The organism is Streptococcus suis (assembly GCF_019794555.1).
Classification (GTDB): domain Bacteria; phylum Bacillota; class Bacilli; order Lactobacillales; family Streptococcaceae; genus Streptococcus; species Streptococcus suis_AB.
This window is the reverse complement of the sequence record NZ_JAIMEP010000012.1, coordinates 1-23,910: the sequence shown is the minus strand read 5'-3', so window position 1 is coordinate 23,910 and position 23,910 is coordinate 1. Positions and strand designations below refer to the sequence as shown.

Here is a 23,910-nt window from a genome sequence, read left to right as displayed (position 1 = left end):
AGATTGACTGGAGAACATTATGAATCTACCTCAAGAAATTCGTTACAAAGCCTATGCCGACTGGACTGCTGATGAAATAACCAAAATCAAAGAGAATGTGGCTAAATCCCCTTGGCATGTCACCTACCATATTGAACCCAAAACCGGTCTATTAAATGATCCGAATGGCTTCTCCTACTTCAATGGAAAATTTAGTCTTTTCTATCAAAACTGGCCGTTTGGTGCCGCCCACGGTTTAAAGCAATGGGTTCATACGGAGTCTGAAGACCTCGTTCACTTTACAGAAACTGGAGTGGTACTGTTACCCGATCATCCTCATGATAGCCATGGTGCTTATTCTGGCTCTGCTTATGAAATAGATAACAATCTGTTTCTCTTTTATACAGGAAATGTCCGTGATGAAAATTGGGTCCGTGTTCCTCTTCAAATCGGTGCTTGGATGGATAAGGAAGGCCATATCGAAAAATTTGAAGAGGTCCTTATCCAACAACCAGATGATGTAACTGAACATTTCCGTGATCCACAAATCTTCGACTATCAAGGGCAATTCTACGCCATCGTGGGGGCACAAAGTTTAGAAAAATCTGGTTTCATTAAACTCTATAAAGCTACCAATAACAACATTAAACAATGGGAATTCATCGGAAACCTGGAGTTCGGTGGCAAAGGCTCCGAGTACATGATTGAATGTCCAAATCTGGTTTTCGTAGACAACCATCCCGTACTCCTTTATAGTCCGCAAGGCCTGGACAAGTCTGAACTCAACTATGACAACATCTATCCTAACACCTATAAGATCTGTCAATCGTTTGACACTCAAAATGCCATTCTGAAAGGTGCTTCAGAAATCCAAAACCTAGACTATGGATTTGAAGCATACGCCACTCAAGGTTTCAATGCCCCAGATGGTCGGGCCTTGATCGTTAGTTGGATTGGAGGGCCAGATGTTGATTACCCAACAGATCAGTATGATTATCAAGGTGCTATGAGTTTGGTGAAAGAACTCTCTATCAAAGACGGGAAATTGTACCAGTACCCTGTGGATGCCATCAAGACATTGCGTAGTTCTGAAGAAGTCTTTGCTGAAAAAGCATCTACGAACAATAGTTATGAATTAGACTTGACTTTGCCTGCTGATGAAATTGGAAAACTGCTACTATTCGCAGATGAACAAGGAAACGGGCTACAACTAACAGTAGATACCATCAATGGCAAAGTGGTCCTAGATAGGAGTCGGGCAGGCATCCAATATGCAACTGATTTTGGAACAACACGCCAGTGTAAGATTACAACTGACGAAACTCAGGTACGGATTTTTGTAGACAAATCAATTATCGAAATCTTCATTAATAAAGGAGAAAAAGTATTTACCAGTCGTGTCTTCCCAGAAGAAGGTCAAACCGGAATCAAGATACTTGCCGGACACCCAACTGGAACTTACTTTACATTAGAAAAATAATATGGTCGCAAAACTAACTGATGTAGCACAGTTAGCTGGGGTTAGCCCCACCACTGTCTCACGCGTTATCAATAAAAAAGGATACCTTTCTGAAAAAACCATTCGCAATGTCGAGGAAGCCATGCGTGAACTAGGTTATAAACCGAACAACCTGGCACGTAGCTTACAAGGTAAATCTGCAAAATTAGTTGGTCTCATCTTTCCAACCATCAACAATATTTTCTATTCTGAGCTAATAGGACATCTGGAAAAAGAACTTTTCGATCGAGGTTATAAAACCATTATTTGTAATAGCCAACATGAATCCGATAAGGAACGTGAATATCTAGAAATGCTGGCAGCAAACCAAGTTGATGGTATTATTTCAGGCAGTCACAATTTGGGAATTCAAGACTACGATCGTGTCGTCGCACCAATTATTGCTTTTGACCGCAACCTCTCTCCTTCCATTCCCATTGTCTCTTCCGATAATTTTGCTGGCGGGGTATTGGCTGCCCAAACCTTACAAAAAGCGGGATGTCACAATCCATTAATGATTACGGGAAATGACGACTCTAATTCTCCAACTGGACTACGACAAGTAGGCTTCACTTCTATTTTAGATGAAGCTAAAGTTTTTAAAATCGCAAGCGACTTATCCCCAGTAAGAAAAGAAATGGAGATTCGCTCAATACTTGAAAAATACAAACCAGATGGCATTTTTGTTTCTGGAGATGCGACAGCTATGCTGGTTTGGAATGTGGCTCGTTCATTAAAATTATCCATTCCAGAGGATATCAGATTAATTGGTTATGACGGTACGAGCTTTATTGAGAGTTATTATCCTCAATTAACAACCATCAAACAGCCATTGGTCGAGATTGCACGGTTGTTAGTTGATTTACTGATTGATAAGATTGAGGGAAAGAAACTCCCAAAAACAGACTATATTTTACCAATCACCCTTTTAGCTGGGGCGAGTGTATAAAAGAGACTGTACTTGAGTTGAGATCAAGTACAGTCTTTTTCACTTTTCATTCTACAATAAAAGAAGAAACCTTATTTGGCTTCTTCTTTAATAAACTGGCTTAGTACACCGTTGACAAATTTAGCAGATGCATCATCTGAAAATTCTTTGGCTAGTTCAACTGCTTCATTGACTGCAACACGATCTGGCGTTTCTTCAAAATATAAAATTTCAAATAATCCTAATCGCATGATATTCTTATCAATTAAGGTCAAACGATCCAAGGTCCAGCCTGATTTTAGTCGAGTGGATAATTCTTTATCCAACTCCTCACGATAATCCGCTACACCATTGACAAGATTAAGAAGGAAAAGTGGAATTTCAATTCCTTCTTGCTCATCTTCTTTATCATAAAGGTAAGAAAACTGAGCAGCTTGAACGGGTTCTTGTCCAAATTCAAGCGATACGATTGCCTGCAACGCACATTTCCGCAAGGCATGTCTATTATTCTTCATCAAGGAAATCCTCTCCGAATAAATCTTTCAATGCTGGTTTTGGTGTCTTATCAGGAACAATGCCATTGACATGGATATTGACAGCATCAACTTGTACATCTGCATAGTTAAGTACTGCTGTTTTAACAGCACGTTGAATCTCCATAGATACGGCAGGTACATTGACACCATACTCTAAATAAACATAAATATCTGCAGTTACTCGACCTTCTTCATCCGTCTCAAGGTAAATTCCTTTATTTAGAGATGTTTTTGACCAGCTATCCGCTACTCTTTTATTCTGGAGGGAATGTACCCCATCCACTTTAGCGGCAGCAATGCCTGTAATTACTTCAAGAACGCGTGGCGCAATAACAATTTCGCCCTGATATTCTACTGTCATAGGCTCTCCTTTCCTAAGAGGAAACGCTTAAGCGCGTGAAACGTAAGTTCCCTCTGCTGTATTAATAACAAGTTTTTGACCTGCTTCAATAAAATCTGGTACGTTAACAACTAGACCAGTCTCCATAGTCGCTGGCTTACCAGAACCTGTCACTGTTGCACCTTTGATAGATGGTTGTGTTTCAGCAACGACCAATTCAACAGTTGTTGGGACAGTGACACCAATCACTTCTGTTCCATAGAATTGAATTTTTACATCTGAGTTTTCTAAAATGTATAGTAATTCTTCTTGGATTGTAGCTACTGGAATTTCATATTGATCATACGTTTCAGTGTTCATGAAATAAGCTGTGTCATCCATTTGGTAAAGATATTGAGCTGGAACAGTCTCGATAATAGCTTGTTCAAATTTTTCATCTGGACGGTAAGTTGTATCGAAAGTAGATCCTGTACGCACATCACGCAACTTCATACGCATGATTGTATTTCCCTTACCAGGCTTGTGATGACTCGCTTCCAAGACCTTAATCAATTTGCCTTCCGCTTCAAAGGTCATACCTGCTCTAAGTTTACTTGCTTCAATCATTTGAATGTTTACCTCTTAAAAATAATTTATTCGTTTTATTTTACCACAAGTCAGCAAATTTCTCAAATGACAATCAATTCTTTTGGAGCTAGCGTCAAAACTTCACACCCTGTTTCAGTGATTAATAGGTCATCTTCGATCCGAACACCATATTTGTCATCCAAATAGATTCCAGGCTCATCCGTCAAGACCATACCTGCCTTGATAGTCTCGTCAGATTTTCCAAAATACGGATATTCATGAATATCCAAACCGATACCGTGACCGATGCCGTGTGTAAAGTTGGCTCCGTAACCCGCCGCATTGATAATCTCACGAGGAATAGCGTCAAACTCGCGGTAGGTAACGCCTTCTTTGGCCTGCTCAATTAAAGCCTTATTGGCCCGCAAGACCACATCGTAAATCTCACGTTCTTGATCTGTCACATGACCAATATGGATGGTCCGTGTCATGTCGCTGACATAATGCTGGTAATAGCAACCAAAATCCAGCGTCAAGGTCTCACCAGATTGAATTACCTTTTCAGACGCTCTTCCATGGGGCATAGCAGAGCGGTAGCCAGATGCCACGATGAACTCAAATGATGCCCCTTCTGCACCGAGTTGACGCATGCGGTGGTCAAGAAAATGATTGACGTCCATCTCAGTCGTCTGACCTGGTTTGATAAAGTCAAGAACATCAATAAAAGCCTGATCCGAAATTTGACATGCCCGGCGAATGGTCGCAATTTCTTTCTCATCCTTAATCATGCGCAAGTCTTCGATAAAATTGGACATGGCAACCAGTTGATAACCCTCAAAAATGCTGGTCAGACTTTGATAGAAACCATAGGTCACCTCGCTATCAAAACCAATGGTTTCAAGCCCATCTTCCTTAATCACCTTTGCAATCTCATCAAGTGCAAAACGGCTCTCGATAATATCAAAACCTTTTACTGATGCCTTGGCTATCAAGGTGTAACGCGAATCAGTCACAAACAAGCGACGCTTGCCACTGATGAAGACAGTCGCCTCCGTTCCCCAAAAACCAGTTAAATAATAAATATTATTTTGCCCTGTCACTAAGATTCCATCAACAGTTGATTGAGCTAATTTTTCTTCAAATTTTTCAAGTCTTTTTTGCATCCTATTCCTCCAATGATTTTTTAACTATTATAGCAGAAATGAAGTTAAATACCAATAAATTCTTAGCAGGACAAGCAAAAAAGCCGCTAGAGCGACTTTTCAAAACAGCATTAAGAGTTTCTTCTCATTTCCCTTTAAATTCACGAATCCGTTGAGGAATACCCTCTAAAAATTGATTCATTTTTTGTTGCCATTCATTTTCAAGAGCTTTCCTTTCTTGAGAATCTAGGTCGTCAATAGCCTTGCTATTTAGGCCGATTTCGCTTAAAACTGGACTGACATTAGAAATTGTCTTTTTGCCAAAATGAATTTTACTTTCTTCCATCCATAAATTAAGTGAGGAGCTTAACTCAACTTGTTCCCAAAGGATTCTGACAAGTGATGGTTTGCCGAATAATTTCTTCTTAAAGGTGTAGACAGCTTCCTCTGTAAAGATAAGATTTAAACTTAGAGTTCCTTCAAACATGGCAAAAATATGTTCTTCATGCAACTCCTTGTAGCTTGGATAATGATACCAAAATACTCTAGCCGAATAAAGACTTGCATACTCCTTTGGTAAAAGAATTGTATCTTGTTCTTGTAAGTTTTTTTCTGCAATCATCCATTCAAGATTATTCTCAATAAGGGGAGTCCAAAAAACGTAATCTGCAAGTTCGCTCAGGTACTGATAGCGTTCATAATCGATAAATGTTGGGTCTATAGAGGTTCCTTCTAGGGAAGCAAGCAAATCATTTGAAGGCACCGTAAGTCCTGGAATCTCACCCTTATAATCCACACGATTTTGCCTTGATTTTAACTCTTTAACAATTTCTTCAGGTAAGAAGTTTTCTAACAAGGCTGTCAAGTTGGCTAACTCATGATTTGCCCAAAAAGTACCATAAGAAAAGACATTCGTCGGTGCAATACAAAAAGAATAAACATCTACCACATATTCCTCAACGCTTGTAATCGTTTCTGAGCTAGGAACATACTGAAGTAATTTTCCCATTACACAAGATGCTAGGTATTGTTCCCAAGTCTGATAACTATTTTTGATACGATCTGTTTGCTTGGTAAACAGTTCCTCAAATTCTTCTTTAGTAATCAAGCGAGTAGCATATGATTTCGTCAAGACATCAATTATACGGCAGTCGTCAAAGCCTTTGATTAGTTGAGAACCTGTTAATGAATTTAAAGAAAGGTAAAAGTCTTTTACATCAGGAGTGCCTATTCCATCAATAAATGAAGAAACATCTTCTAAAGCATGATAACGACCATCTTCAAGCTTATCAATTTCTTCTTTTAAACTTGAATAATCTGTAATGCCATAGTTTGTTTCTAACATGGTTCGCAACAGGCCTCTGGTCATTATATTGACACCTGGCATGACGACACTCATTAGTTCTTTTTCAATAAATTGTCTATTGACTGAATTGGCAAAAACTGAACTGTATCTGTATGGACTGCACAATAAAACGTATTCCGATTGCATGGAGGTCTCCTTGTTAAGAGTCTTATTTTTTATATTATATCTGATTTGTACTAGCTTATCAAGCGTAGAAAAAATTGGTGCAAGCTCCAAAAAAAGAGCCGATGGCTCTTTTTTAAATGCTTATTTCAACTTAGTTTTCAAATATTGGCCAGTAAAGCTGGCTGGGTTGGCTGCGACTTCTTCTGGTGTACCTGTTGCGACAACTGTACCACCACCAACACCACCCTCTGGTCCCATGTCGATAATGTGGTCAGCTGTCTTAATCACATCCAAATTGTGCTCAATGACCAGAACAGTATTACCGTCATCAACAAAGCGGGCCAAAACCTTGAGCAACTGGGCAATGTCCTCCGTATGCAAGCCTGTCGTCGGCTCATCCAAGATATACAAGGATTTACCAGTTGACCGCTTGTGGAGTTCCGAAGCCAACTTCATCCGCTGGGCTTCACCACCTGATAGGGTTGTCGCAGGCTGTCCAAGAGTAACATAACCCAAGCCCACATCTTGAATGGTGCGGAGCTTCCGTTCAATTTTTGGAATATGTTTAAAGAATTCCACCGCATCATTGACCGTCATATCAAGAACCTGAGCAATATTTTTCTCCTTGTAGTGTACTTCCAAGGTTTCAGAATTATAGCGTTGACCATGGCAGACTTCACATGGGACAAATACGTCTGGAAGGAAGTGCATTTCGATCTTGATGATTCCGTCACCAGAACAAGCTTCACAACGACCACCTTTGACGTTAAAGGAGAAACGTCCCTTCTTGTAGCCACGGATTTTGGCTTCATTGGTCTGAGCAAAGAGGTCACGAATATCGTCAAAAACACCTGTGTAGGTAGCAGGGTTGGAACGCGGTGTTCGCCCAATCGGGCTTTGGTCAATATCAATCAGGCGGTCCAAGTGTTCAATTCCTGAAATGGACTTGAACTTACCTGGCTTGTCCGAATTGCGATTGAGTCTCTGTGCAATAGCTTTTTTCAAAATGGAATTGACCAGAGTTGACTTACCAGAGCCAGACACTCCTGTCACCGCCACAAATTTTCCAAGTGGGAAACGGACCGTTACATCTTGCAAGTTGTTTTCCTTGGCACCTATCACCTCTAAGAAACGACCATTTCCAACACGACGCTCTAATGGAACTGGAATTTGGCGCTTCCCAGAAAGGTACTGGCCTGTAATAGACTTTTTATTTTTAGCAACTTGATCCGGAGTCCCGGAAGCAACAACTTCTCCACCAAACACACCAGCACCAGGTCCAATATCGATTAACCAATCTGCCTCACGCATAGTGTCCTCATCATGCTCCACCACAATCAATGTATTGCCCAAATCACGCATTTTCTTAAGACTAGCAATCAGACGGTCATTGTCCCGCTGGTGCAGACCAATTGACGGCTCATCCAAGATGTAAAGGACACCAGACAGGTTTGAGCCAATCTGAGTCGCCAAACGAATCCGCTGACTCTCACCACCTGATAGGGTTCCAGCTGCTCGCGACAGCGTCAGGTAGTTAAGACCAACATTGTTGAGGAAGGTCAGGCGATCCTTGATTTCCTTGACAATAGGCGTAGCAATCGTCGCTTCATTTTCAGACAAGGTCAGATTTTCAATGACTTGCAAATGATCAGCTACGGACAAGTCAGACAACTGCCCGATATGAAGTCCCTGCTCGCCACCAACTTTGACAGACAGGGCTTGGTCATTGAGGCGATAGCCGTGGCAGGTTCCACAGGTCAGCTCATTCATGTAAGTCTTCATAACAGTCCGTGTATAATCACTATTGGTTTCACGGTAGCGGCGGTTTATATTCGTAATCAAGCCTTCAAATGGAATATCAATATCCCGCACCCCACCAAATTCATTTTCATAGTGGAAATGGAATTCCTTCCCATCAGAGCCGTTGAAAATCAGATTTTTTTCAACCTCAGTTAGCTGCTCGAATGGCGTATCCATATCTATCCCAAAGTGATTCATGGCCTGCTCCAACATTTGAGGATAATAATTTGATGAAATTGGATTCCAAGGGGCTAAGGCACCTTCACGCAAGGTCTTGCTGGTATCTGGGACTATCAAATCTGTATCCACTTCGAGCTTCATGCCAAGTCCATCACAATCACTACAAGACCCAAAAGGCGCATTGAAGGAGAAAAGACGTGGTTCTAACTCTGGCACCGTAAAACCACAAACTGGACAGGCATAGTATTCGGAGAATAGCATTTCCTTGTCGTCCATGGTATCGATGATAACATAGCCGTCCGCAATTCGAAGCGCTGCCTCAACCGAATCAAACAAGCGAGAACGAATGCCCTCTTTGATGACAATCCGATCGACTACAACCTCAATATTATGTGCCTTACTCTTTGACAACTCAGGAACTTCCGACACATCATAGACATCTCCATTAACACGGACCCGAACATAGCCATCCTTCTGAATTTTTTCAAAAATTGTCTTATGTTGCCCTTTTTTCTTACGTACAATCGGCGCCAAGATTTGTAACCGCTGGCGTTCAGGCAATTCCAAAACCTCATCAACAATTTGTTCCACTGAAGATGCCGCAATTGCACCATGACCATTGATACAGTAAGGCACCCCAACACGCGCATAGAGCAAACGGAGATAATCATTGATTTCCGTAGCCGTCCCCACTGTCGAGCGTGGGTTACGCGAGGTTGTTTTTTGGTCTATGGAAATAGCAGGGCTAAGACCTTCAATAGAATCGACATCTGGCTTATCCATATTGCCCAAGAACTGACGAGCATAGGCAGACAAGGATTCAACATAACGACGTTGACCTTCGGCATACAAAGTATCAAAAGCCAAACTCGACTTACCAGACCCTGACAAACCAGTCACCACCACCAATTTCTCACGCGGAATGGTCACATCAATGTTTTTTAAATTATGGGCACGCGCCCCATGAATCACAATATTTTCTTGCATAATTTAAGATACAAAGGGCGTCAAATGCACAGTCAAAATAGGCGGTAAGTCCGAAATCTGTGATTTCGAAGACGCACCCCCGTCAAGACAACTAGTGCTTTCACAGGTCGAAAACCGAAGAAAGCACAGATGTCTACGACGCAGAAGCCAGTTCCGCATGCTTAAACATGAAGAAACCAGCAATTTTTGACACTGCATTTAGCCCGTGTTCATTTCCTTTCTTCAAGGACTTTCATTAGTTGAAAGAGAAAAAGGTTTGGACTAGATTTTTCTATCATTCAACCCCTTAAAAATCCGTACAACTTACTTATTAAACGTCTTCATATTATATCACATTTATTCAGAAAACCTTTCCGTTATGGTACTTTTTTGGTATAATAGAGGTTGCGTTAACGAATCAAATCAAAAGGAGGGCAAAGATATGAAACAGATTTTTCTATCAACCATGACTGATTTAGAAGAAATCCAAACCTTTGAACCAGGGGCTTGGATTAATTTGGTTAACCCCTCCCAGAGCGAATCTATGGAAGTAGCTGAGCACTACAAGATTGACATCGCCGATTTACGGGCTCCACTTGATGCTGAGGAATCTTCTCGTATTACTGTCGAAGATGATTATACACTCATTATCGTAGACGTCCCTATTTTGGAAGAACGGAATAATAAAACGTATTACATCACTATTCCTCTCGGAATCATTTTGACCGATGAAGCCATCATCACTACTTGTTTAGAAGAGTTACCATTATTTGAACAATTTATTCATCGTCGCATACGAAATTTCTTTACCTTTATGAAATCTCGTTTTGTTTTCCAAATTCTTTATCGCAATGCCCAGCTATATCTTTCTGCCCTACGTACAATTGACAGAAAGAGCGAAGAAATTGAAAAACAACTGCATGAAGCTACGCGAAATGAAGAACTAATTGTACTGATGGAATTGGAAAAAACAATCGTCTACTTCAAAGCTTCCCTAAAAACCAATGAACGATTGGTTAAAAAACTGGCAAGTTCTACACGCTTACTCCGGAAATATGAAGAAGATGAAGATTTGTTGGAAGATACACTAGTCGAAACGCAACAGGCTATTGAGATGGCAGATATCTATGGATCCATCTTGAATTCGATGACACATGCCTTTGCCTCCGTTATTTCCAATAACCAGAATACAATCATGAAGACATTGGCTCTCATGACCATTGTTATGTCTATTCCAACCATGGTATTTTCTGCCTACGGTATGAACTTCAAGGATAATATTATCCCATTTAATGATATTCCATATGCATTTTGGTGGATTATCCTATTTGCCTTTGCTATTAGCTTATCACTTACCTTCTACTTCATTCGTAAGAGATGGTTTTAACTTAAGGAGATGAATATGTCATTTACAGAAATCAACGGATTGACGAAGAAAAATCAAGAATTTATCCATATTGCTACTAACCAACTGATTAAAGATGGAAAATCGGATAGCGAGATTAAAGAGTTATTAGAAGAGATTCTACCGACTATCATCGAGAATCAAAAAAACGGTATTACTGCACGTAACTTGTATGGGGCACCTAGTGAATGGGCAGCGAGTAAATCTACTTCTGCTAAAGAGAAGAACGACCAAGTAGAATTCAATGAAAATCCATGGCTCATGTGGGTCGATTCTAGTTTGCTTATGTTAGCTATTATCGCTGGTGTCAATGGATTGATGAACCTCTTCGGTCAAGGTGCTCAATACGGTCTAGTTACTTTATTAGTCATTGGTTTTGGAGTCGGTGCTGGTATGTACTTTATGTACCACTTCGTTTATAGAGAGCAAATCAAAACTGGTCAACGCCCTAAATTATTGAAGGCCATCGTTTTCCTTGGACTCGCTACCTTGGCTTGGTCAGTCGTCTTCATTCTAGCTGCAATGATTCCATCATCACTCAATCCTGTTTTACACCCTATTGTTACTATCCTTATCGGAGTAGCAGCATTCGGTATTCGTTACCTTTTGAAAAAGAAATACAATATCCGCAGTGCTATGACACCTGTTCAATAAAAAACAAAGCGATTGGATTTACCAGTCGCTTTTGTTTTTTATACAGTCCAGCTATCAAATAATCTGATACTCAATGATAATCAACCACTGTGCTGATATGTTGACACAAACTTTGAGAATCGGTGCTGTGCTTGAGCCCAGTCTCAATTCGCTTTCTCATTTTCATGCTCATGAAAAAACAGTCCATTCTCGCCGTTGCGCCTTTCCAGTTTCTAGGACGCAAGCTAAAAAGACCCGTCAAGGGTCTTAATTCGCCTTCTAATTTCCGAGCTCATGAAAAAACAGTCCATTCAAGGACTTAATTCGCTTTCTTAATTTCAAGCTCATGAAAAAATGGTCCACTCTCGCCGTTGCGCCTTTCCAGTTTCTAGGGCACAAGCTAAAAAGACCCGTCAGGGTCTCAATTCGCCTTCTAATTTCCGAGCTCATGAAAAAACAGTCCATACTGTTATTGCGCTTTTCGCATTTCTAGAGCGCAAGAAAAAATCGCCACACAGGGCGATTTTTTTAATCTTCGTTTACGAATGGTAAAAGAGCCATAACGCGAGCACGTTTGATAGCTGTTGTTACTTTACGTTGGTTTTTAGCTGAAGTTCCAGTTACACGGCGTGGAAGGATTTTTCCACGTTCAGAAATGAAACGGCTAAGAAGCTCAGTATCTTTGTAATCAACATATTCAATTTTGTTAGCTGCGATATAGTCAACTTTTTTACGGCGTTTGAAACCGCCACGACGTTGTTGAGCCATGTGTGTTCTCCTTTATATTATTAGTTTCTGACCTAGAATGGTAGGTCATCGTCTGATATATCCATTGGATTGCTTGCTCCAAATGGACTTTCTTCTCGAGCGAAGTTCGGTGTAGATTGCGCAGGCGCTTGATAAGGCGAGTTATAATCGTTGCCACCAGCAAAGGAATTGCCAGCTGAATAACCGCCACCTTGGCCTTCACGGGCAGTACGGCTTTCCAATAGTTGGAAACTTTCTGCAACTACCTCTGTAACGTAGACACGTTGCCCCTGTTGGTTATCATAGCTACGAGTCTGAATACGACCTGTAACACCAATCAGCGCACCTTTTTTAGCCCAATTCGCCAAATTTTCAGCTTGTTGGCGCCAAATGACTACGTTAATAAAGTCCGCTTCACGTTCACCATTTTGATTTTTAAAATTGCGGTTAACCGCCAAGGTAAAAGTCGCAACAGCCTGGTTAGACGGAGTATAACGAAGTTCTGCATCACGGGTCATGCGACCAACCAATACTACATTATTAATCATAAAGTACCTTCTTACGCGTCAAGTTTGACAATCATGTGACGAAGAATGTCGCCGTTGATTTTTGACAAACGGTCAAACTCTTTAAGAGCTTCATCGTTGCTAGCTTCAACGTTAACGACATGGTACAAACCTTCGCGGAAATCTTTGATTTCGTATGCAAGGCGACGTTTTTCCCATGCTTTTGATTCAACGATAGTTGCACCGTTGTCAGTCAAGATAGAGTCAAAGCGTGCTACCAAAGCGTTTTTAGCTTCTTCTTCAATGTTTGGACGAATAATATAAAGAATTTCGTATTTAGCCATTGATATGTTCCTCCTTTTGGTCTAATGACTCATGGTCTAGCCACGAGTAAGTGAGGGATACTCACAGAAAATAATTATACCATAATATAGAAAATGTGCAAGTAAAAATACTTTACTGAAAACAATTTCATACTCAATAATCTATGCAACAATCGCTTTTGCGACTTCTTCTGTTGTCATACGCGAGAAATAATGAGTTGTATCAATCTCTTGAAGTTTGGCAAGTACATCCGCATATTCATAACGTGTACCAATTAGTAAGTCTTCAACATCAGATACATCACCAATACCGAAGAAGTCTCCATAAATTTTGATCGATTCAATAATTGATTTTTCAGTCTTAATGTAGGTTGTAATTTTACCAGCTGGGTAACGGACGCTGCGCTCAACTGTGTATTCTGGTGTTTGACCGTAGGTCCAATCCCATGTTGCAAACTGCGTATCACGGATTTCTTGGATTCGAGCCAAATCATCCTCAGTCAACACATATTCATCCATTTCTGGATATTCTTGCTTCATTTGGTTGAGAATGGCATCTTTAAATTCCAGAACAGTCATTTTTTCTGGTAACTCACTGTTAATGTTGGTCACGCGGGCACGAACGGATTTAACACCTTTGGACTCGATTTTGTCTTTGCTGACTTTAAGAGCACTTGCTAGGACAGACATGTCAACATCAAAGAGCAAGCAACCGTGGTGCATCATACGACCTTTTGCATATGCTTGGGCATTACCACAAATTTTCTTGCCGTCAATTTCAAGGTCATTACGACCAGTGAAGTTAGCCTCTACGCCGAGTGTTGCAAGAGTATCAATAACGGGCTTAGAGAAAGTTTTAAAGTCAAATGCACCTTCTTCAGATTTATTTGAAATAATGGTGTAGTTGAGATTGTTTAAATCATGGTAAACCGCTCCACCACCGGACAAACGGCGAACGACATGGATACCGTGAGCATCTGTATATTCCTTGTTAATTTCTTGGATAGCATTTTGATGCTTTCCAATGATGATAGCTGGTTCATTAATCCAAAGAATGAAAATTTCATCAATATCAGTTAATTCTTTGAATGCATAGGCTTCTAGGGCAATGTTGTAGGCTGGGTCATTGCTGTTATTTACGATATATTTCATGCAATACTCCTTTATTGTTAACTAATTTTTATTATAGTGGAAACGATAACAAAAGGCAAGTATTGAAACTCTTCTTGTCCATTCTTGAATTTTCTAAAAAATGATGGTAGGCTAGGGAAGGAGGTTATCATGAATAAACGCTTAAAACTATTCTGGCAAATTTATATTATCTCAAGCATCTTTGTTCCTTTTATGTGGGTAATCAATATCCCCATAATCTGCTTGATCCTTCCTCTTTATCTGACCTGGAAAAACATCCGCCACTTTATGGCACTCTTAGAAAAACAGTTAAAAGAGTATGTTTTTTGGATTAACGATGGTTTGATTTTCTTTCTAGGAACGGGGTTAAGTTGGCTAGCTCTTGAGGGAGCCCAAGTTGTATACGTCAATTGGCCAGAAACCTTGGTTAATAACCAGATCCACAGCCCCATTCAAACAGAAGCCTGGTCAGGGCAGTTCTTCCTGCTTCTTATGGGTCTTTTAGCTTATTTAGTGCTGAACATCAACCAAACTAAGCTCCTCTCCCCTCTCCTAACGGTCCTCCTCATCAGCTGCCTGTATCCAAGTTTTGTCTTTGCGGTTTTGTGGACCATTCAACTTTCTAGTTTGATTGAAATAGATTTACTCACCTACTCCTATCTGTGTTTGGTCCCCTTCAATATCTGTCTTATTTACAGTCGGACCATTTTACAAACCATTCAATTATGGCAAGAAGATTTAGCCAAGCAGTGCAATCCACGCTTTCCTAGACTTTCTGTTCTCCTGCAAAGAAGCCTTTCTCTGCCAATCTGGTTGCTCTTCTTCAGCCTGCCCTATCTTGCAGTTCTTGGCTCTTATCTCATTCTCTTTGGTCAAAAACCTGACCAGCTGCTTCAAATGTGGTCAGAAACCAGCGATTGGGCCTTATCGGAAAAAGTCTCCCCACCAAACACCTTCTATGACGAACACTACCTTTGTACAGTGGGAGCCGCTGGACACCGCAAATTGGTCAAACCCATTCGCATGGGAGAACGCCATGGTCATCGTGTGGTGGTCAACCGTCAGCTACAAATTGCCAATGCCTTTGAACAAATTTTAGAAGAAAGATGTCCACGCCTACATCGATGTATCCGTTCTAACTACGACCGATATGGCTATCCCATTTCCAAACATATTCGCACAGCCTGGCAGGCAGATCTCGTTTATCTGCTAATGAAGCCGGCAGAATGGTTTTTCTTGATTGTCATTTATCTGCACGATCGTAAGCCAGAAAATCGGATAGCACGTCAGTATTTACCTATAAAAAAATGAGAAGCTGGAAATTGTCCAGCTTCTTTTCAATACATTTTATTCCACGTCAGCTCCATTTGTAGCGATGACTTTTTTATACCAATCAAATGATTTTTTCTTAGAGCGTTTGAGAGTGCCATTTCCCTCATTGTCACGGTCAACATAAATGAAACCGTAGCGTTTTTTCATTTCGCCAGTTCCAGCAGAAACTAGGTCAATACAGCCCCAAGTAGTGTACCCCAAGAGCTCAACTCCGTCTTCTACAATAGCATCTCTCATTGCCAGAACGTGTTGACGGAGGTAATCGATACGGTAATCATCTTCTACATAGCCATTTTCATCTGGTGTGTCCACTGCTCCCAGACCGTTTTCCACCACAAAGAGTGGCTTTTGGTAGCGATCCCAGATAGAGTTGAGGGTAATGCGGAAACCAAGCGGATCAATCTGCCAGCCCCATTCCGATGCGTCTAAGTAAGGATTTTTAATGGAAGCAAAGATATTACCTGCTGTCTTTTCCTTGACTGCAGGATCTCCAGAAGCGACACGGCTAGAGTAGTAAGAGAAGGAAATAAAGTCCACCGTATGCTCTTTCAAGAGTGTCAGGGCTTGGTCAGTCATTTCAAGCTCAATGCCTGCACGCTCCCACTTCTTCTTGGCATAGTTTGGATAATAGCCACGTGCCTGAACATCGATGAAGAAATAATTTTCACGGTCTTCTTGCAGACCTTCCCAGACATCACGAGGATGACAAGTATGTGGGTAATATTGACCTGCGGCCAACATACAGCCAACCTTGTTTTCTGGGTCAATTTCATGGGCTAATTTAGTAGCAATGGCAGATGCTACAAGCTAGTGGTGGGCAGCTTGGTATTTGACCTGTTCCACATTTTCGCCCTCTTCAAAATAGAGACTTGCCCCCATAAATGGTGCATGGAGAATCATGTTGATCTCATTGAAGGTCAGCCAATATTTGACCAAGCCTTGTTTCTTATTACTATTATTATAATTCGTTCTAAGCTCAAAAGCAGACAAAAAAATGCGAAAAATTGATACTATTGTATGAAAAAGGTTGCTGATATGGGAGATTAACTAACTTAGACTCAATGAAAATCAACTTTCGCCTAACTTCAACTATCTGGGAGATAGTTAGAGGCTGGAAATATTGGGAGTGGGAAAGAACTCGACCATTCATAGAAGAGTTCGTCTTCCCACCCCCGCACAGTTGATTAGCTCAGATTTGGAGTGTAAAACACGAACAAATCTGCCAATCAACCACTGCGCTGAGATGTTGACACGAACTCTGAGTAGTGGTCCTGGGCTTTTTGCCCAGCCGCGTCATTAAGCCGACGATAGAGCTCTGAACATTCTCATTTCAGTGTAACAGGCTGAGGCGGGGCTCAATACCAGGACCACTCATCCAGGCTCTTGACTACGGAAATTTTTGATGTTCAAAAAGTATTAAAACTCGCATGCACTACACAGCACCTTTATAAGCAATGTGCATTGAATACAGATTCAAAAAATATATCACTAATTAAAATATGGAATTGCTATGAGTTTTATCAACTCCACATCCAAATGTTACTAACTTTTGAACATCATTTTGCTGTCCGTTACACAAGCCCGCCACTATTTTTGATCCAACAATAACACCGTCAGAAACACGATTGAAGCGGAGAATATCTTCTTGACTAGAGACACCAAAACCTGTTAGAACTGGTACAGGTGACAGTTCCGTTAATCGGTGCAAATGATGATCTAAATGATCAGTGTATTGGTTAGACTTACCTGTAACCCCATTAATAGCCACAGCATAAACAAAGCCCTGAGCATCTTGGACCAGCTGTCTTTGTCTTTCCAAACCTGTTGTCAAACTTACCAATCGAATAAGGCAAATATCCCTGTCATTTAAAAAGTCAGTCACTATTGATTCCTGTTCATAAGGCAAATCTGGAATGATCAAGCCTTTGACACTCGTTTGTTCTAAATCATCAATAAATCGTTCTAAACCATATTGGAATACTGGATTAAAATACGTCATGATAATCAGAGGAACTTGACTAGCCTTCTCTTTCAATTTTTTGACTATGGAAGCTAATGTCACTCCCTTAGCTAGGCTTCGTTGCCCAGCTGCTTCGATAACAGGCCCATCAGCTACAGGGTCTGAAAAGGGTACACCTATTTCGATTGCTGAAACACCCGATTGTTCAAGGAATTGAATGGTTTCGAATAACCCATCCAACCCCTGATTATGATCACCAGCCATAATGTAAGGAATAAAAATTCCTTTTTGAGCATTCTTTATTTCCTGTAAACGAACTTGTAAGGTTTTGGTCATATTAGTTCTCCTTTTTTTCTGCTTGTAGCCTTTCTCGAACTTGTGCAACATCTTTATCCCCTCGACCTGAAAGACAAACAATGATGGATTTATCTGGCCCTAATTCTTTTGCCAGGGTTGGCAAATATGCAATAGCGTGACTGGACTCTAGGGCAGGAATAATACCTTCTAAACGGGATAAGAATTTAAAGCCTTCTAAAGCCTCTTCATCTGTTACTGAAACGTAGGTAGCGCGATCAATTGTATTAAAGTAACTATGTTCTGGACCAATCCCAGGATAATCAAGACCTGCCGAAATAGAGAATGCTTCTAAAATTTGACCATTTTCATCCTGTAGAACATCCATCAAAGCCCCATGAAGAACTCCTGGTCGTCCCTTAGCAAAAGTTGCTGCATGGAAGTCTGTCTCCAATCCAAGTCCTGCAGCCTCAACACCATACATTGCAACAGAGGTATCATCCACAAAAGGATAGAAAAGGCCCATTGCATTAGATCCTCCACCAATACATGCCAAGAGAGCATCTGGTAACTGACCACCAGAAATCTCTGCAAATTGACGTTTTGCCTCTTTTCCAATTACGCTCTGAAAGTCACGGACAATTTCTGGAAATGGTGCTGGTCCAAGGACAGATCCCATAACATAATGGGTATCCTCAACTTGAGCAACCCAAGCTCGAAGAGCTGCATTTACCGCATCTTTTAGCACGCGCGACCCATCCGTTACGGCATGAACCTTTGCACCTAATAATTCCATACGAAAAACGTTGAGAGCCTGACGTTTAACATCCTCTTCTCCCATATAAATGGTACATTCCATATCAAAGAGGGCTGCTGCGGTAGCTGTTGCAACACCATGTTGCCCCGCGCCAGTTTCAGCAATAATTTTTTTCTTTCCCATCCGTTTCGCAAGCAATACCTGCCCCAACGAATTGTTAATTTTATGGGCACCCGTATGATTCAGATCTTCGCGTTTTAGATAGATTTTAGCACCTCCGCAGTAATCTGTAAGGCGTTTGGCAAAGTAGAGGGGATTTTCTCGCCCAACATACTGGACAAGCAATTCTTCAAATTCCGCCTGAAACGCTGGATCTTCCTTTGCAGTTCGGTAGGTCTGCTCTAGTTCTAATACAGCAGTCATCAATGTCTCCGGCACGAATCGACCGCCGTATTCTCCATAGAATCCGTCTTTATTTGGTTGCTGGTAAGTCATAGTTTCACTCTTTCTATAAATGCTTTTATTTTTTCAACATCCTTTTGTCCATTTGTCTCAACACCCGAGGAGACATCTACGGCATAAGGAGAAAATAAGGATTGCGCTTCTGCTACATTATCCACTGTCAAGCCCCCTGCAATGAAAAATGGTTTTTCAAAGTTATGATGGGCTAATAGTTTCCAATCAAAAAGTTGACCCGATCCTGCCTTTGGAGCATCAAAGAGAAGGTAGTCTGCATTTGTATTCAACTCCCCTAGGGTATTGTCCAGTTGAATGGCTTGAATGATTGGAACTGAAATGTGATGCGATAGACGTTCGTCCCAGTCACCATGGATCTGAATCAAGTCCAATGGAACCACCGAAATAGCCGCTTCTAATTCTTTCAAACTTGGTTGGACAAATACCCCTACTATTTTTACTGTAGGAGGAACCAACTGGGCCAACTCATGTGCTTTTTCCAAGCTCACTCGTCGCTTACTTAGTGCAAATACAAATCCAATATAATCCGCTCCTGTTTCAACTGCTGCATACACCGCATCCTTAGTAGATAACCCACAAATTTTAACCTTTGTCAATCGATAGCTCCTTTACTTTTTGCGCAACATCTTCCGACTGCATCAGTGCTGTTCCGACTAAGAGTGCATGAAAGTAGGGAGCAAGAAGTTCAGCTTGTTCATTTGTAAAAATGCCTGATTCTGATACATACACTCTGTCCGGTAGAAAATGGGGTGCTAAGTCAAGACTAGTTTGAAGGGAAACTTCAAATGTTGTTAGGTTCCGATTGTTGACACCAATTATCTTTGCGCCAATGCGATGAGCAATGTCTAATTCTGAAAGATTATGAGTCTCAACCAATACTTCCAGACCCAGACGGGTTGCAAATTCAAACAGTTCCTTGAGCCTGTCTTCGGACAAAGCCGCCACAATCAATAGTATCACTGTAGCACCTGCATTAAGACTGCGAATAATTTGTTTTTCATCAATGATAAAATCTTTCGCTAATGTCGGAATTGAAACCAAATCTGAGATTTGACGAAGAAACTGTACATCCCCCTTAAAGAAAATTTGGTCAGTCAATACTGAAATCATAGCAGCCCCTGCTGCTTCGTATTGGCGTGCTTGCTCAGTAATATCCACCGTCAGATTGATATCTCCCATACTAGGGCTAGCTTTTTTTACCTCAGTAATCAGTTGTAATTGCCCCTGCTGCTTGGTAAGAAAATCAAATAACGAATAGGTTGAACGAACAGATTCTACTGGCTCATTTACCAGCTGAGCAACCTCTGCCTCCTTTTGCTGTAAAATTGTCTGTAAAAAATCCTGACTCATATCTGAACCTCCCTTAGTTCTTCCAATTTTCTCAGAGCAGAACCGTCCGCAAGTAGACTTCGAGCCAATTCAACTCCTTCACGGATACTTGAAACCTTACCATTTGCATAAAAGCCTAGACCTGCATTTAAAACCGTCGTTTCTAAGTAAGGACTTGCTTGATTATGTAAAACTGACAACAAAATTTCTGCATTCTCCACAGCATCTCCACCCTGAATATCCGCGAGTTCTAATGGATTCAGACCCACATCAGCAAAGGTAAATCTGCCCTGATGGATATTCCCATCTGTAAGCAAAGTGTAGTGATTCTCTCCAAATAAGGCCGCTTCATCCATATGATTTGGTCCTGTGATAAGTAGTGCCCGTCGTCTTCCCAATTTTTTCATAACTTGAGCCAGATCAAACTGTAAGTCTTCCCGATAGACACCCATCAATTGACTATCTAATGATAAGGGATTGGCTAAAGGACCAACAATATTCATAATTGTTGGAACTCCCAATGCCCGTCTGGCTGGACCAATAAAGCGCATGGCTGGATGCATGGTTTGAGCAAAGACAAAAGCCAATCCAACCTCAGACAATGCTTTTGATAATACTTCTGGATTCGCTGCAATATTTATCCCTAATTCTTCAAGTACATCTGCAGAACCTGACTTCGATGAAATCGATCGATTTCCCCCCTTCGCTAAACGAATACCCCCAGCTGCCAAGATAAAGCAAGCCGTCGTCGAAATGTTAAAACTATACGATTGATCCCCACCCGTACCGCAGTTGCACATTGCGTCCGAATATGTTTGAGGCAATTGTACAGCATGTTTTTTCAAAGACTTTACGACACCTGCAATTTCATCAACTGTTTCACCTTTCATTTTCAAGCCTAGTAACAGAGCTGCAATCTGACTTTCTGTCAATTCTCCATTCAGAATACGATTAAAAACTCCTTCGATTTCTCTCTCAGATAAGTCTTGTTTTATAGCTAATTTTTCAAAAATTTCTTTCATCTTACTACCTCTCTAACAAACTGTTCAATCATTTGTAAGCCTTCTGGACTCCCTATACTTTCTGGATGAAATTGCAAACCAAAAATCGGTAATTGCTTATGTTGGATAGCCATAATTTCGTCGTCATCTGTTGTACGAGCAGTCACTATAAAATCTTTTGGCATTTCATCAATGACAATCGAGTGATAACGCATGATTTCTACATCTCCTTGAAAACCATTGAAAATTGGAGAGTTACCTTCCACTCGCATCTGACTCTGCTTCCCATGCATAACCGTTTTGGCTAATCTCAACTGCCCTCCAAAAACTTCAGCGATTGCTTGATGTCCCAAACAAATGCCCAATATTGGTTTTTTATCTGCAAAAGTCTGTATCATTTCTTCCATTTTTCCAGCATCTGCTGGCCAACCTGGTCCTGGAGAAAATACCAAACCTTTTGCTTTATTTGCTTCATCGAATAGATTCTCCGCATCATTTCTCAATACCTGCACAGGTGAAAACTGTCCTAGATATTGGGCTAAGTTATAGGTAAATGAATCATAGTTATCAATTAAAAGAATCATGGCACTCTCCTATTTTCGTCATCGCCTTTGCCTTGTTCAGCGTTTCTTGGTATTCATTTTCTGGAACACTATCATATACAATTCCTGCACCTGCTTGCACATAGGCTTTGCCATTTTTCACTACCATGGTGCGAATAGCAATCGCAAAATCCATATCTCCTGTAGCAGATAGATAGCCAATTGCTCCTGCATATATGCCGCGCTTTTCCTTTTCTAATTCATAGATGCGCTGCATGGCTCTAATTTTCGGCGCTCCTGAGACAGTTCCAGCAGGTAGGGTAGCTTTTAATGCATCTAATGCAGTCAAATTCTCCAATAATTGTCCTTTGACAATACTTGTTAAGTGCATCACATAACGGAAATATTCAACTTCCATATACTTAGTAACTTCGACAGTTCCAATTTGTGCAATTCGACCAATATCATTTCGTCCCAGATCAACCAACATTCTATGTTCAGCAACTTCTTTCGTATCTGTTGATAAATCAGCCGCCAATCGTTGGTCCTCCTCATCATCATTTCCACGAGGCCGAGTTCCAGCAATTGGATTCGTTGTCACGATTCCATCTTTTACAGATACAAGACTTTCTGGACTAGCGCCGATTATTTGGTAATCTTCAAAATCATAAAAATATAAATAGTTCGATGGATTGGTAACCCGTAAATTACGGTAATAATCAAAAGGGTTGCCAGAAATATCTGATGAAAAACGTTGACTAAGGACACATTGAAACATATCGCCTTGCCGAATCAATTGTTTTGCTGACCTAACCATATTTTCGAATTCTTCTTTTTCCAGATGACTCTTGAAGGATAATGATTGAAGATCATGGGGTGCAAATTCATCGGGTGCTGGATTTTTTAATTCGGCTAATACATCTGCCAGAGCTTTCTCCATCTCACTCGAACTACGGCCACTATAGGTATTATCTTCATGAATGGAGAGAATCTCCTTCTTATGATCAAATACTAAATATGATTCATAAATAAAGAAATGCATATCCGGTGTTCCAATGGTGTCCTTTGGGATATGACCAATGGGTTCATAGAGACTAATCAAGTCATATCCAACAAATCCAATCGCCCCTCCTTGAAAGGGTGTCTCTCCAGTCAAATTCGAACCTTCCACCACAGATTGTAGGTATTCCAATGGATCACCTTCCACCACTTCTCCATTGTTGGTCAACACACCATGGTCATATTTGATTTCGTAAACAGGATTATAGGCAATAATGGAAAAACGAGCGTTTCCCTTTTCTCTCGGAATGGATTCTAGGATAATCTTATGCTTACCTTTTAGTCGCATAAAGGCTAGAATGGGGGTTAATATATCTGCTGGTAGTACGTTGTGCATGGGAACTCCTTTTGTGAATACAAAAAGCCCTCACACAGAAAAAAATCTGTGCGAGGGCGTCTAATCAAAGCTAGCGCGGTGCCACCTCCATTAACAAGGGTATACAAAAAACCTTGTCATCTCAAACTCCTCCAACAAGGAGTCGCACGGTAAGGGGTGCCAACCGGAAGGATATTGTTTACCTTCTCATATCAAATATCAGCCCATTTCATCTTCGTTTGCTACTGACTCGCAACAACCGTCAGTTTTCTGAAAACAAACTTGAAGATTACTTCTTCTGATTAGTATTCATTTTATACTATTTTCAAAATATGTCAAGTATATTTTTATAAAATTTCAGAATATTCGGTTTTTACAACCAATTTTCCTGTAGAGTATTTTCTTTACCAAGTAGAGAAGGTAATATTCTTGGATAATCAACAGAATTTCTTGCCAACAGACTTGTTACGAAAAAATCTGCAACAAAGCTTGCAAACATTACCAGGAATAGAAATGCACAGAAATTGATTTATGACCATATTTCAAGTTGTTCTCCAATCCCTTTATATTTCATAATCATGACCACCCGTCAAACGGGTGGTTTGAACAAGGGCTATAAGCCCACATCACCAGCCAGCACCTAAAGATGCTGGCTTTCACTTTGTTCAAGCCTCACTGCTTTTGACTCGTC

At 40.8% G+C, this 23,910-nt stretch carries 22 protein-coding genes and 1 pseudogene; 5 read left to right on the top strand and 18 right to left on the bottom strand.

The annotated features are described in order from the left end of the window. The first annotated feature begins 19 nt into the window (after positions 1-19). Complete coding sequence (locus K6V48_RS06515) at positions 20-1,459, top strand: sucrose-6-phosphate hydrolase (RefSeq protein ID WP_222368608.1); 1,440 nt, start codon at positions 20-22, stop codon at positions 1,457-1,459. A 1-nt stretch (position 1,460) separates the two neighbouring features. Continuing rightward, positions 1,461-2,426 (top strand): LacI family DNA-binding transcriptional regulator, encoded by a 966-nt coding sequence (locus tag K6V48_RS06510; RefSeq protein ID WP_024396588.1) that lies wholly within the window; start codon positions 1,461-1,463, stop codon positions 2,424-2,426. A 71-nt stretch (positions 2,427-2,497) separates the two neighbouring features. Here K6V48_RS06510 and nusB read toward each other — a convergent pair whose 3' ends face one another. The 6 genes from nusB to uvrA form a co-directional block, all read right to left on the bottom strand. Beyond that, complete coding sequence (nusB, locus tag K6V48_RS06505) at positions 2,498-2,920, bottom strand: transcription antitermination factor NusB (protein WP_024391543.1); 423 nt, start codon at positions 2,918-2,920, stop codon at positions 2,498-2,500. Further along, positions 2,910-3,302, bottom strand: coding sequence for an Asp23/Gls24 family envelope stress response protein (locus K6V48_RS06500; RefSeq protein WP_172038848.1), 393 nt, complete (start codon positions 3,300-3,302; stop codon positions 2,910-2,912). Before K6V48_RS06500 ends, nusB begins: the two co-directional genes overlap by 11 nt. A gap of 27 nt (positions 3,303-3,329) precedes the next feature. Further along, positions 3,330-3,887 (bottom strand): elongation factor P, encoded by a 558-nt coding sequence (gene efp, locus K6V48_RS06495; protein ID WP_024391541.1) that lies wholly within the window; start codon positions 3,885-3,887, stop codon positions 3,330-3,332. A gap of 62 nt (positions 3,888-3,949) precedes the next feature. Beyond that, positions 3,950-5,011, bottom strand: a complete 1,062-nt coding sequence (locus tag K6V48_RS06490) for a M24 family metallopeptidase (protein WP_172017616.1) — start codon at positions 5,009-5,011, stop codon at positions 3,950-3,952. Positions 5,012-5,135: 124 nt separating this feature from the next. Continuing rightward, complete coding sequence (locus K6V48_RS06485; protein ID WP_222368607.1) at positions 5,136-6,335, bottom strand: DUF1266 domain-containing protein; 1,200 nt, start codon at positions 6,333-6,335, stop codon at positions 5,136-5,138. Between the two features lie 267 nt (positions 6,336-6,602). Then, positions 6,603-9,428, bottom strand: coding sequence for an excinuclease ABC subunit UvrA (gene uvrA / locus K6V48_RS06480; RefSeq protein WP_222368606.1), 2,826 nt, complete (start codon positions 9,426-9,428; stop codon positions 6,603-6,605). Positions 9,429-9,849: 421 nt separating this feature from the next. Between uvrA and K6V48_RS06475 the strand changes: the two genes are divergently transcribed. Continuing rightward, positions 9,850-10,794 (top strand): magnesium transporter CorA family protein, encoded by a 945-nt coding sequence (locus K6V48_RS06475; protein WP_024391538.1) that lies wholly within the window; start codon positions 9,850-9,852, stop codon positions 10,792-10,794. Between the two features lie 15 nt (positions 10,795-10,809). Further along, positions 10,810-11,466 carry a DUF1129 domain-containing protein gene (locus K6V48_RS06470; protein ID WP_222368605.1) on the top strand — a complete coding sequence of 219 codons (657 nt, stop codon included), beginning with the start codon at positions 10,810-10,812 and terminating at the stop codon, positions 11,464-11,466. A gap of 507 nt (positions 11,467-11,973) precedes the next feature. Here the strand turns inward: K6V48_RS06470 and rpsR are convergent. The 4 genes from rpsR to K6V48_RS06450 form a co-directional block, all read right to left on the bottom strand. Continuing rightward, positions 11,974-12,213: a 30S ribosomal protein S18 gene (rpsR, locus tag K6V48_RS06465; protein WP_002939250.1), complete on the bottom strand. Its 240-nt coding sequence runs from the start codon at positions 12,211-12,213 to the stop codon at positions 11,974-11,976. A 32-nt stretch (positions 12,214-12,245) separates the two neighbouring features. Then, positions 12,246-12,740, bottom strand: a complete 495-nt coding sequence (locus K6V48_RS06460; RefSeq protein WP_002942409.1) for a single-stranded DNA-binding protein — start codon at positions 12,738-12,740, stop codon at positions 12,246-12,248. 11 nt (positions 12,741-12,751) lie between these two features. Next, complete coding sequence (rpsF, locus tag K6V48_RS06455; RefSeq protein WP_024391536.1) at positions 12,752-13,042, bottom strand: 30S ribosomal protein S6; 291 nt, start codon at positions 13,040-13,042, stop codon at positions 12,752-12,754. Positions 13,043-13,183: 141 nt separating this feature from the next. Further along, positions 13,184-14,173: a lipoate--protein ligase gene (locus K6V48_RS06450; protein ID WP_222368604.1), complete on the bottom strand. Its 990-nt coding sequence runs from the start codon at positions 14,171-14,173 to the stop codon at positions 13,184-13,186. A 129-nt stretch (positions 14,174-14,302) separates the two neighbouring features. Between K6V48_RS06450 and K6V48_RS06445 the strand changes: the two genes are divergently transcribed. Then, a complete protein-coding gene (locus K6V48_RS06445) occupies positions 14,303-15,463 on the top strand; it encodes a DUF6688 domain-containing protein (protein ID WP_222368603.1) in 1,161 nt (386 codons plus the stop codon). Positions 15,464-15,499: 36 nt separating this feature from the next. On the opposite strand, the pseudogene K6V48_RS06440 reads toward K6V48_RS06445, so the two are convergent. The 8 genes and pseudogenes from K6V48_RS06440 to trpE form a co-directional block, all read right to left on the bottom strand. Further along, a pseudogene (locus K6V48_RS06440) lies at positions 15,500-16,426 on the bottom strand (family 1 glycosylhydrolase); the annotation flags it as partial. A 550-nt stretch (positions 16,427-16,976) separates the two neighbouring features. Then, positions 16,977-17,780, bottom strand: a complete 804-nt coding sequence (gene trpA, locus K6V48_RS06435) for a tryptophan synthase subunit alpha (RefSeq protein WP_222368602.1) — start codon at positions 17,778-17,780, stop codon at positions 16,977-16,979. Between the two features lies 1 nt (position 17,781). Continuing rightward, a complete protein-coding gene (gene trpB / locus K6V48_RS06430; protein WP_222368601.1) occupies positions 17,782-18,990 on the bottom strand; it encodes a tryptophan synthase subunit beta in 1,209 nt (402 codons plus the stop codon). Further along, the gene (locus tag K6V48_RS06425) at positions 18,987-19,568 is read right to left on the bottom strand and encodes a phosphoribosylanthranilate isomerase (protein WP_222368600.1); all 582 of its coding nucleotides are present in this window, start codon (positions 19,566-19,568) and stop codon (positions 18,987-18,989) included. The genes trpB and K6V48_RS06425 overlap by 4 nt, the downstream gene beginning before the upstream one ends. Continuing rightward, entirely contained in the window at positions 19,555-20,322 is a 768-nt protein-coding gene (gene trpC / locus K6V48_RS06420) for an indole-3-glycerol phosphate synthase TrpC (RefSeq protein ID WP_172038840.1), read from the bottom strand. Before trpC ends, K6V48_RS06425 begins: the two co-directional genes overlap by 14 nt. Beyond that, complete coding sequence (gene trpD / locus K6V48_RS06415; protein ID WP_222368599.1) at positions 20,319-21,323, bottom strand: anthranilate phosphoribosyltransferase; 1,005 nt, start codon at positions 21,321-21,323, stop codon at positions 20,319-20,321. The genes trpC and trpD overlap by 4 nt, the downstream gene beginning before the upstream one ends. Further along, on the bottom strand, positions 21,320-21,886 hold the full coding sequence (locus K6V48_RS06410; RefSeq protein ID WP_172071130.1) for an aminodeoxychorismate/anthranilate synthase component II: 567 nt from the start codon (positions 21,884-21,886) through the stop codon (positions 21,320-21,322). The genes trpD and K6V48_RS06410 overlap by 4 nt, the downstream gene beginning before the upstream one ends. Further along, positions 21,870-23,240 (bottom strand): anthranilate synthase component I, encoded by a 1,371-nt coding sequence (gene trpE, locus K6V48_RS06405; RefSeq protein ID WP_222368598.1) that lies wholly within the window; start codon positions 23,238-23,240, stop codon positions 21,870-21,872. Before trpE ends, K6V48_RS06410 begins: the two co-directional genes overlap by 17 nt. Positions 23,241-23,910 lie beyond the last annotated feature (670 nt).

Bases quoted from the DNA above. Each gene is read 5' to 3' on its own strand.
- trpA (WP_222368602.1), bottom strand. From the start codon at position 17,780: ATGACCAAAACCTTACAAGTTCGTTTACAGGAAATAAAGAATGCTCAA.
- trpC (WP_172038840.1), bottom strand. From the start codon at position 20,322: ATGAGTCAGGATTTTTTACAGACAATTTTACAGCAAAAGGAGGCAGAG.
- K6V48_RS06475 (WP_024391538.1), top strand. From the start codon at position 9,850: ATGAAACAGATTTTTCTATCAACCATGACTGATTTAGAAGAAATCCAA.
- rpsF (WP_024391536.1), bottom strand. From the start codon at position 13,042: ATGGCTAAATACGAAATTCTTTATATTATTCGTCCAAACATTGAAGAA.
- K6V48_RS06485 (WP_222368607.1), bottom strand. From the start codon at position 6,335: ATGTTAGAAACAAACTATGGCATTACAGATTATTCAAGTTTAAAAGAA.
- K6V48_RS06445 (WP_222368603.1), top strand. From the start codon at position 14,303: ATGAATAAACGCTTAAAACTATTCTGGCAAATTTATATTATCTCAAGC.
- K6V48_RS06500 (WP_172038848.1), bottom strand. From the start codon at position 3,302: ATGACAGTAGAATATCAGGGCGAAATTGTTATTGCGCCACGCGTTCTT.
- rpsR (WP_002939250.1), bottom strand. From the start codon at position 12,213: ATGGCTCAACAACGTCGTGGCGGTTTCAAACGCCGTAAAAAAGTTGAC.
- trpB (WP_222368601.1), bottom strand. From the start codon at position 18,990: ATGACTTACCAGCAACCAAATAAAGACGGATTCTATGGAGAATACGGC.
- nusB (WP_024391543.1), bottom strand. From the start codon at position 2,920: ATGAAGAATAATAGACATGCCTTGCGGAAATGTGCGTTGCAGGCAATC.
- trpD (WP_222368599.1), bottom strand. From the start codon at position 21,323: ATGAAAGAAATTTTTGAAAAATTAGCTATAAAACAAGACTTATCTGAG.
- trpE (WP_222368598.1), bottom strand. From the start codon at position 23,240: ATGCACAACGTACTACCAGCAGATATATTAACCCCCATTCTAGCCTTT.
- efp (WP_024391541.1), bottom strand. From the start codon at position 3,887: ATGATTGAAGCAAGTAAACTTAGAGCAGGTATGACCTTTGAAGCGGAA.
- K6V48_RS06410 (WP_172071130.1), bottom strand. From the start codon at position 21,886: ATGATTCTTTTAATTGATAACTATGATTCATTTACCTATAACTTAGCC.
- K6V48_RS06470 (WP_222368605.1), top strand. From the start codon at position 10,810: ATGTCATTTACAGAAATCAACGGATTGACGAAGAAAAATCAAGAATTT.
- K6V48_RS06515 (WP_222368608.1), top strand. From the start codon at position 20: ATGAATCTACCTCAAGAAATTCGTTACAAAGCCTATGCCGACTGGACT.
- K6V48_RS06510 (WP_024396588.1), top strand. From the start codon at position 1,461: ATGGTCGCAAAACTAACTGATGTAGCACAGTTAGCTGGGGTTAGCCCC.
- K6V48_RS06460 (WP_002942409.1), bottom strand. From the start codon at position 12,740: ATGATTAATAATGTAGTATTGGTTGGTCGCATGACCCGTGATGCAGAA.
- K6V48_RS06450 (WP_222368604.1), bottom strand. From the start codon at position 14,173: ATGAAATATATCGTAAATAACAGCAATGACCCAGCCTACAACATTGCC.
- uvrA (WP_222368606.1), bottom strand. From the start codon at position 9,428: ATGCAAGAAAATATTGTGATTCATGGGGCGCGTGCCCATAATTTAAAA.
- K6V48_RS06490 (WP_172017616.1), bottom strand. From the start codon at position 5,011: ATGCAAAAAAGACTTGAAAAATTTGAAGAAAAATTAGCTCAATCAACT.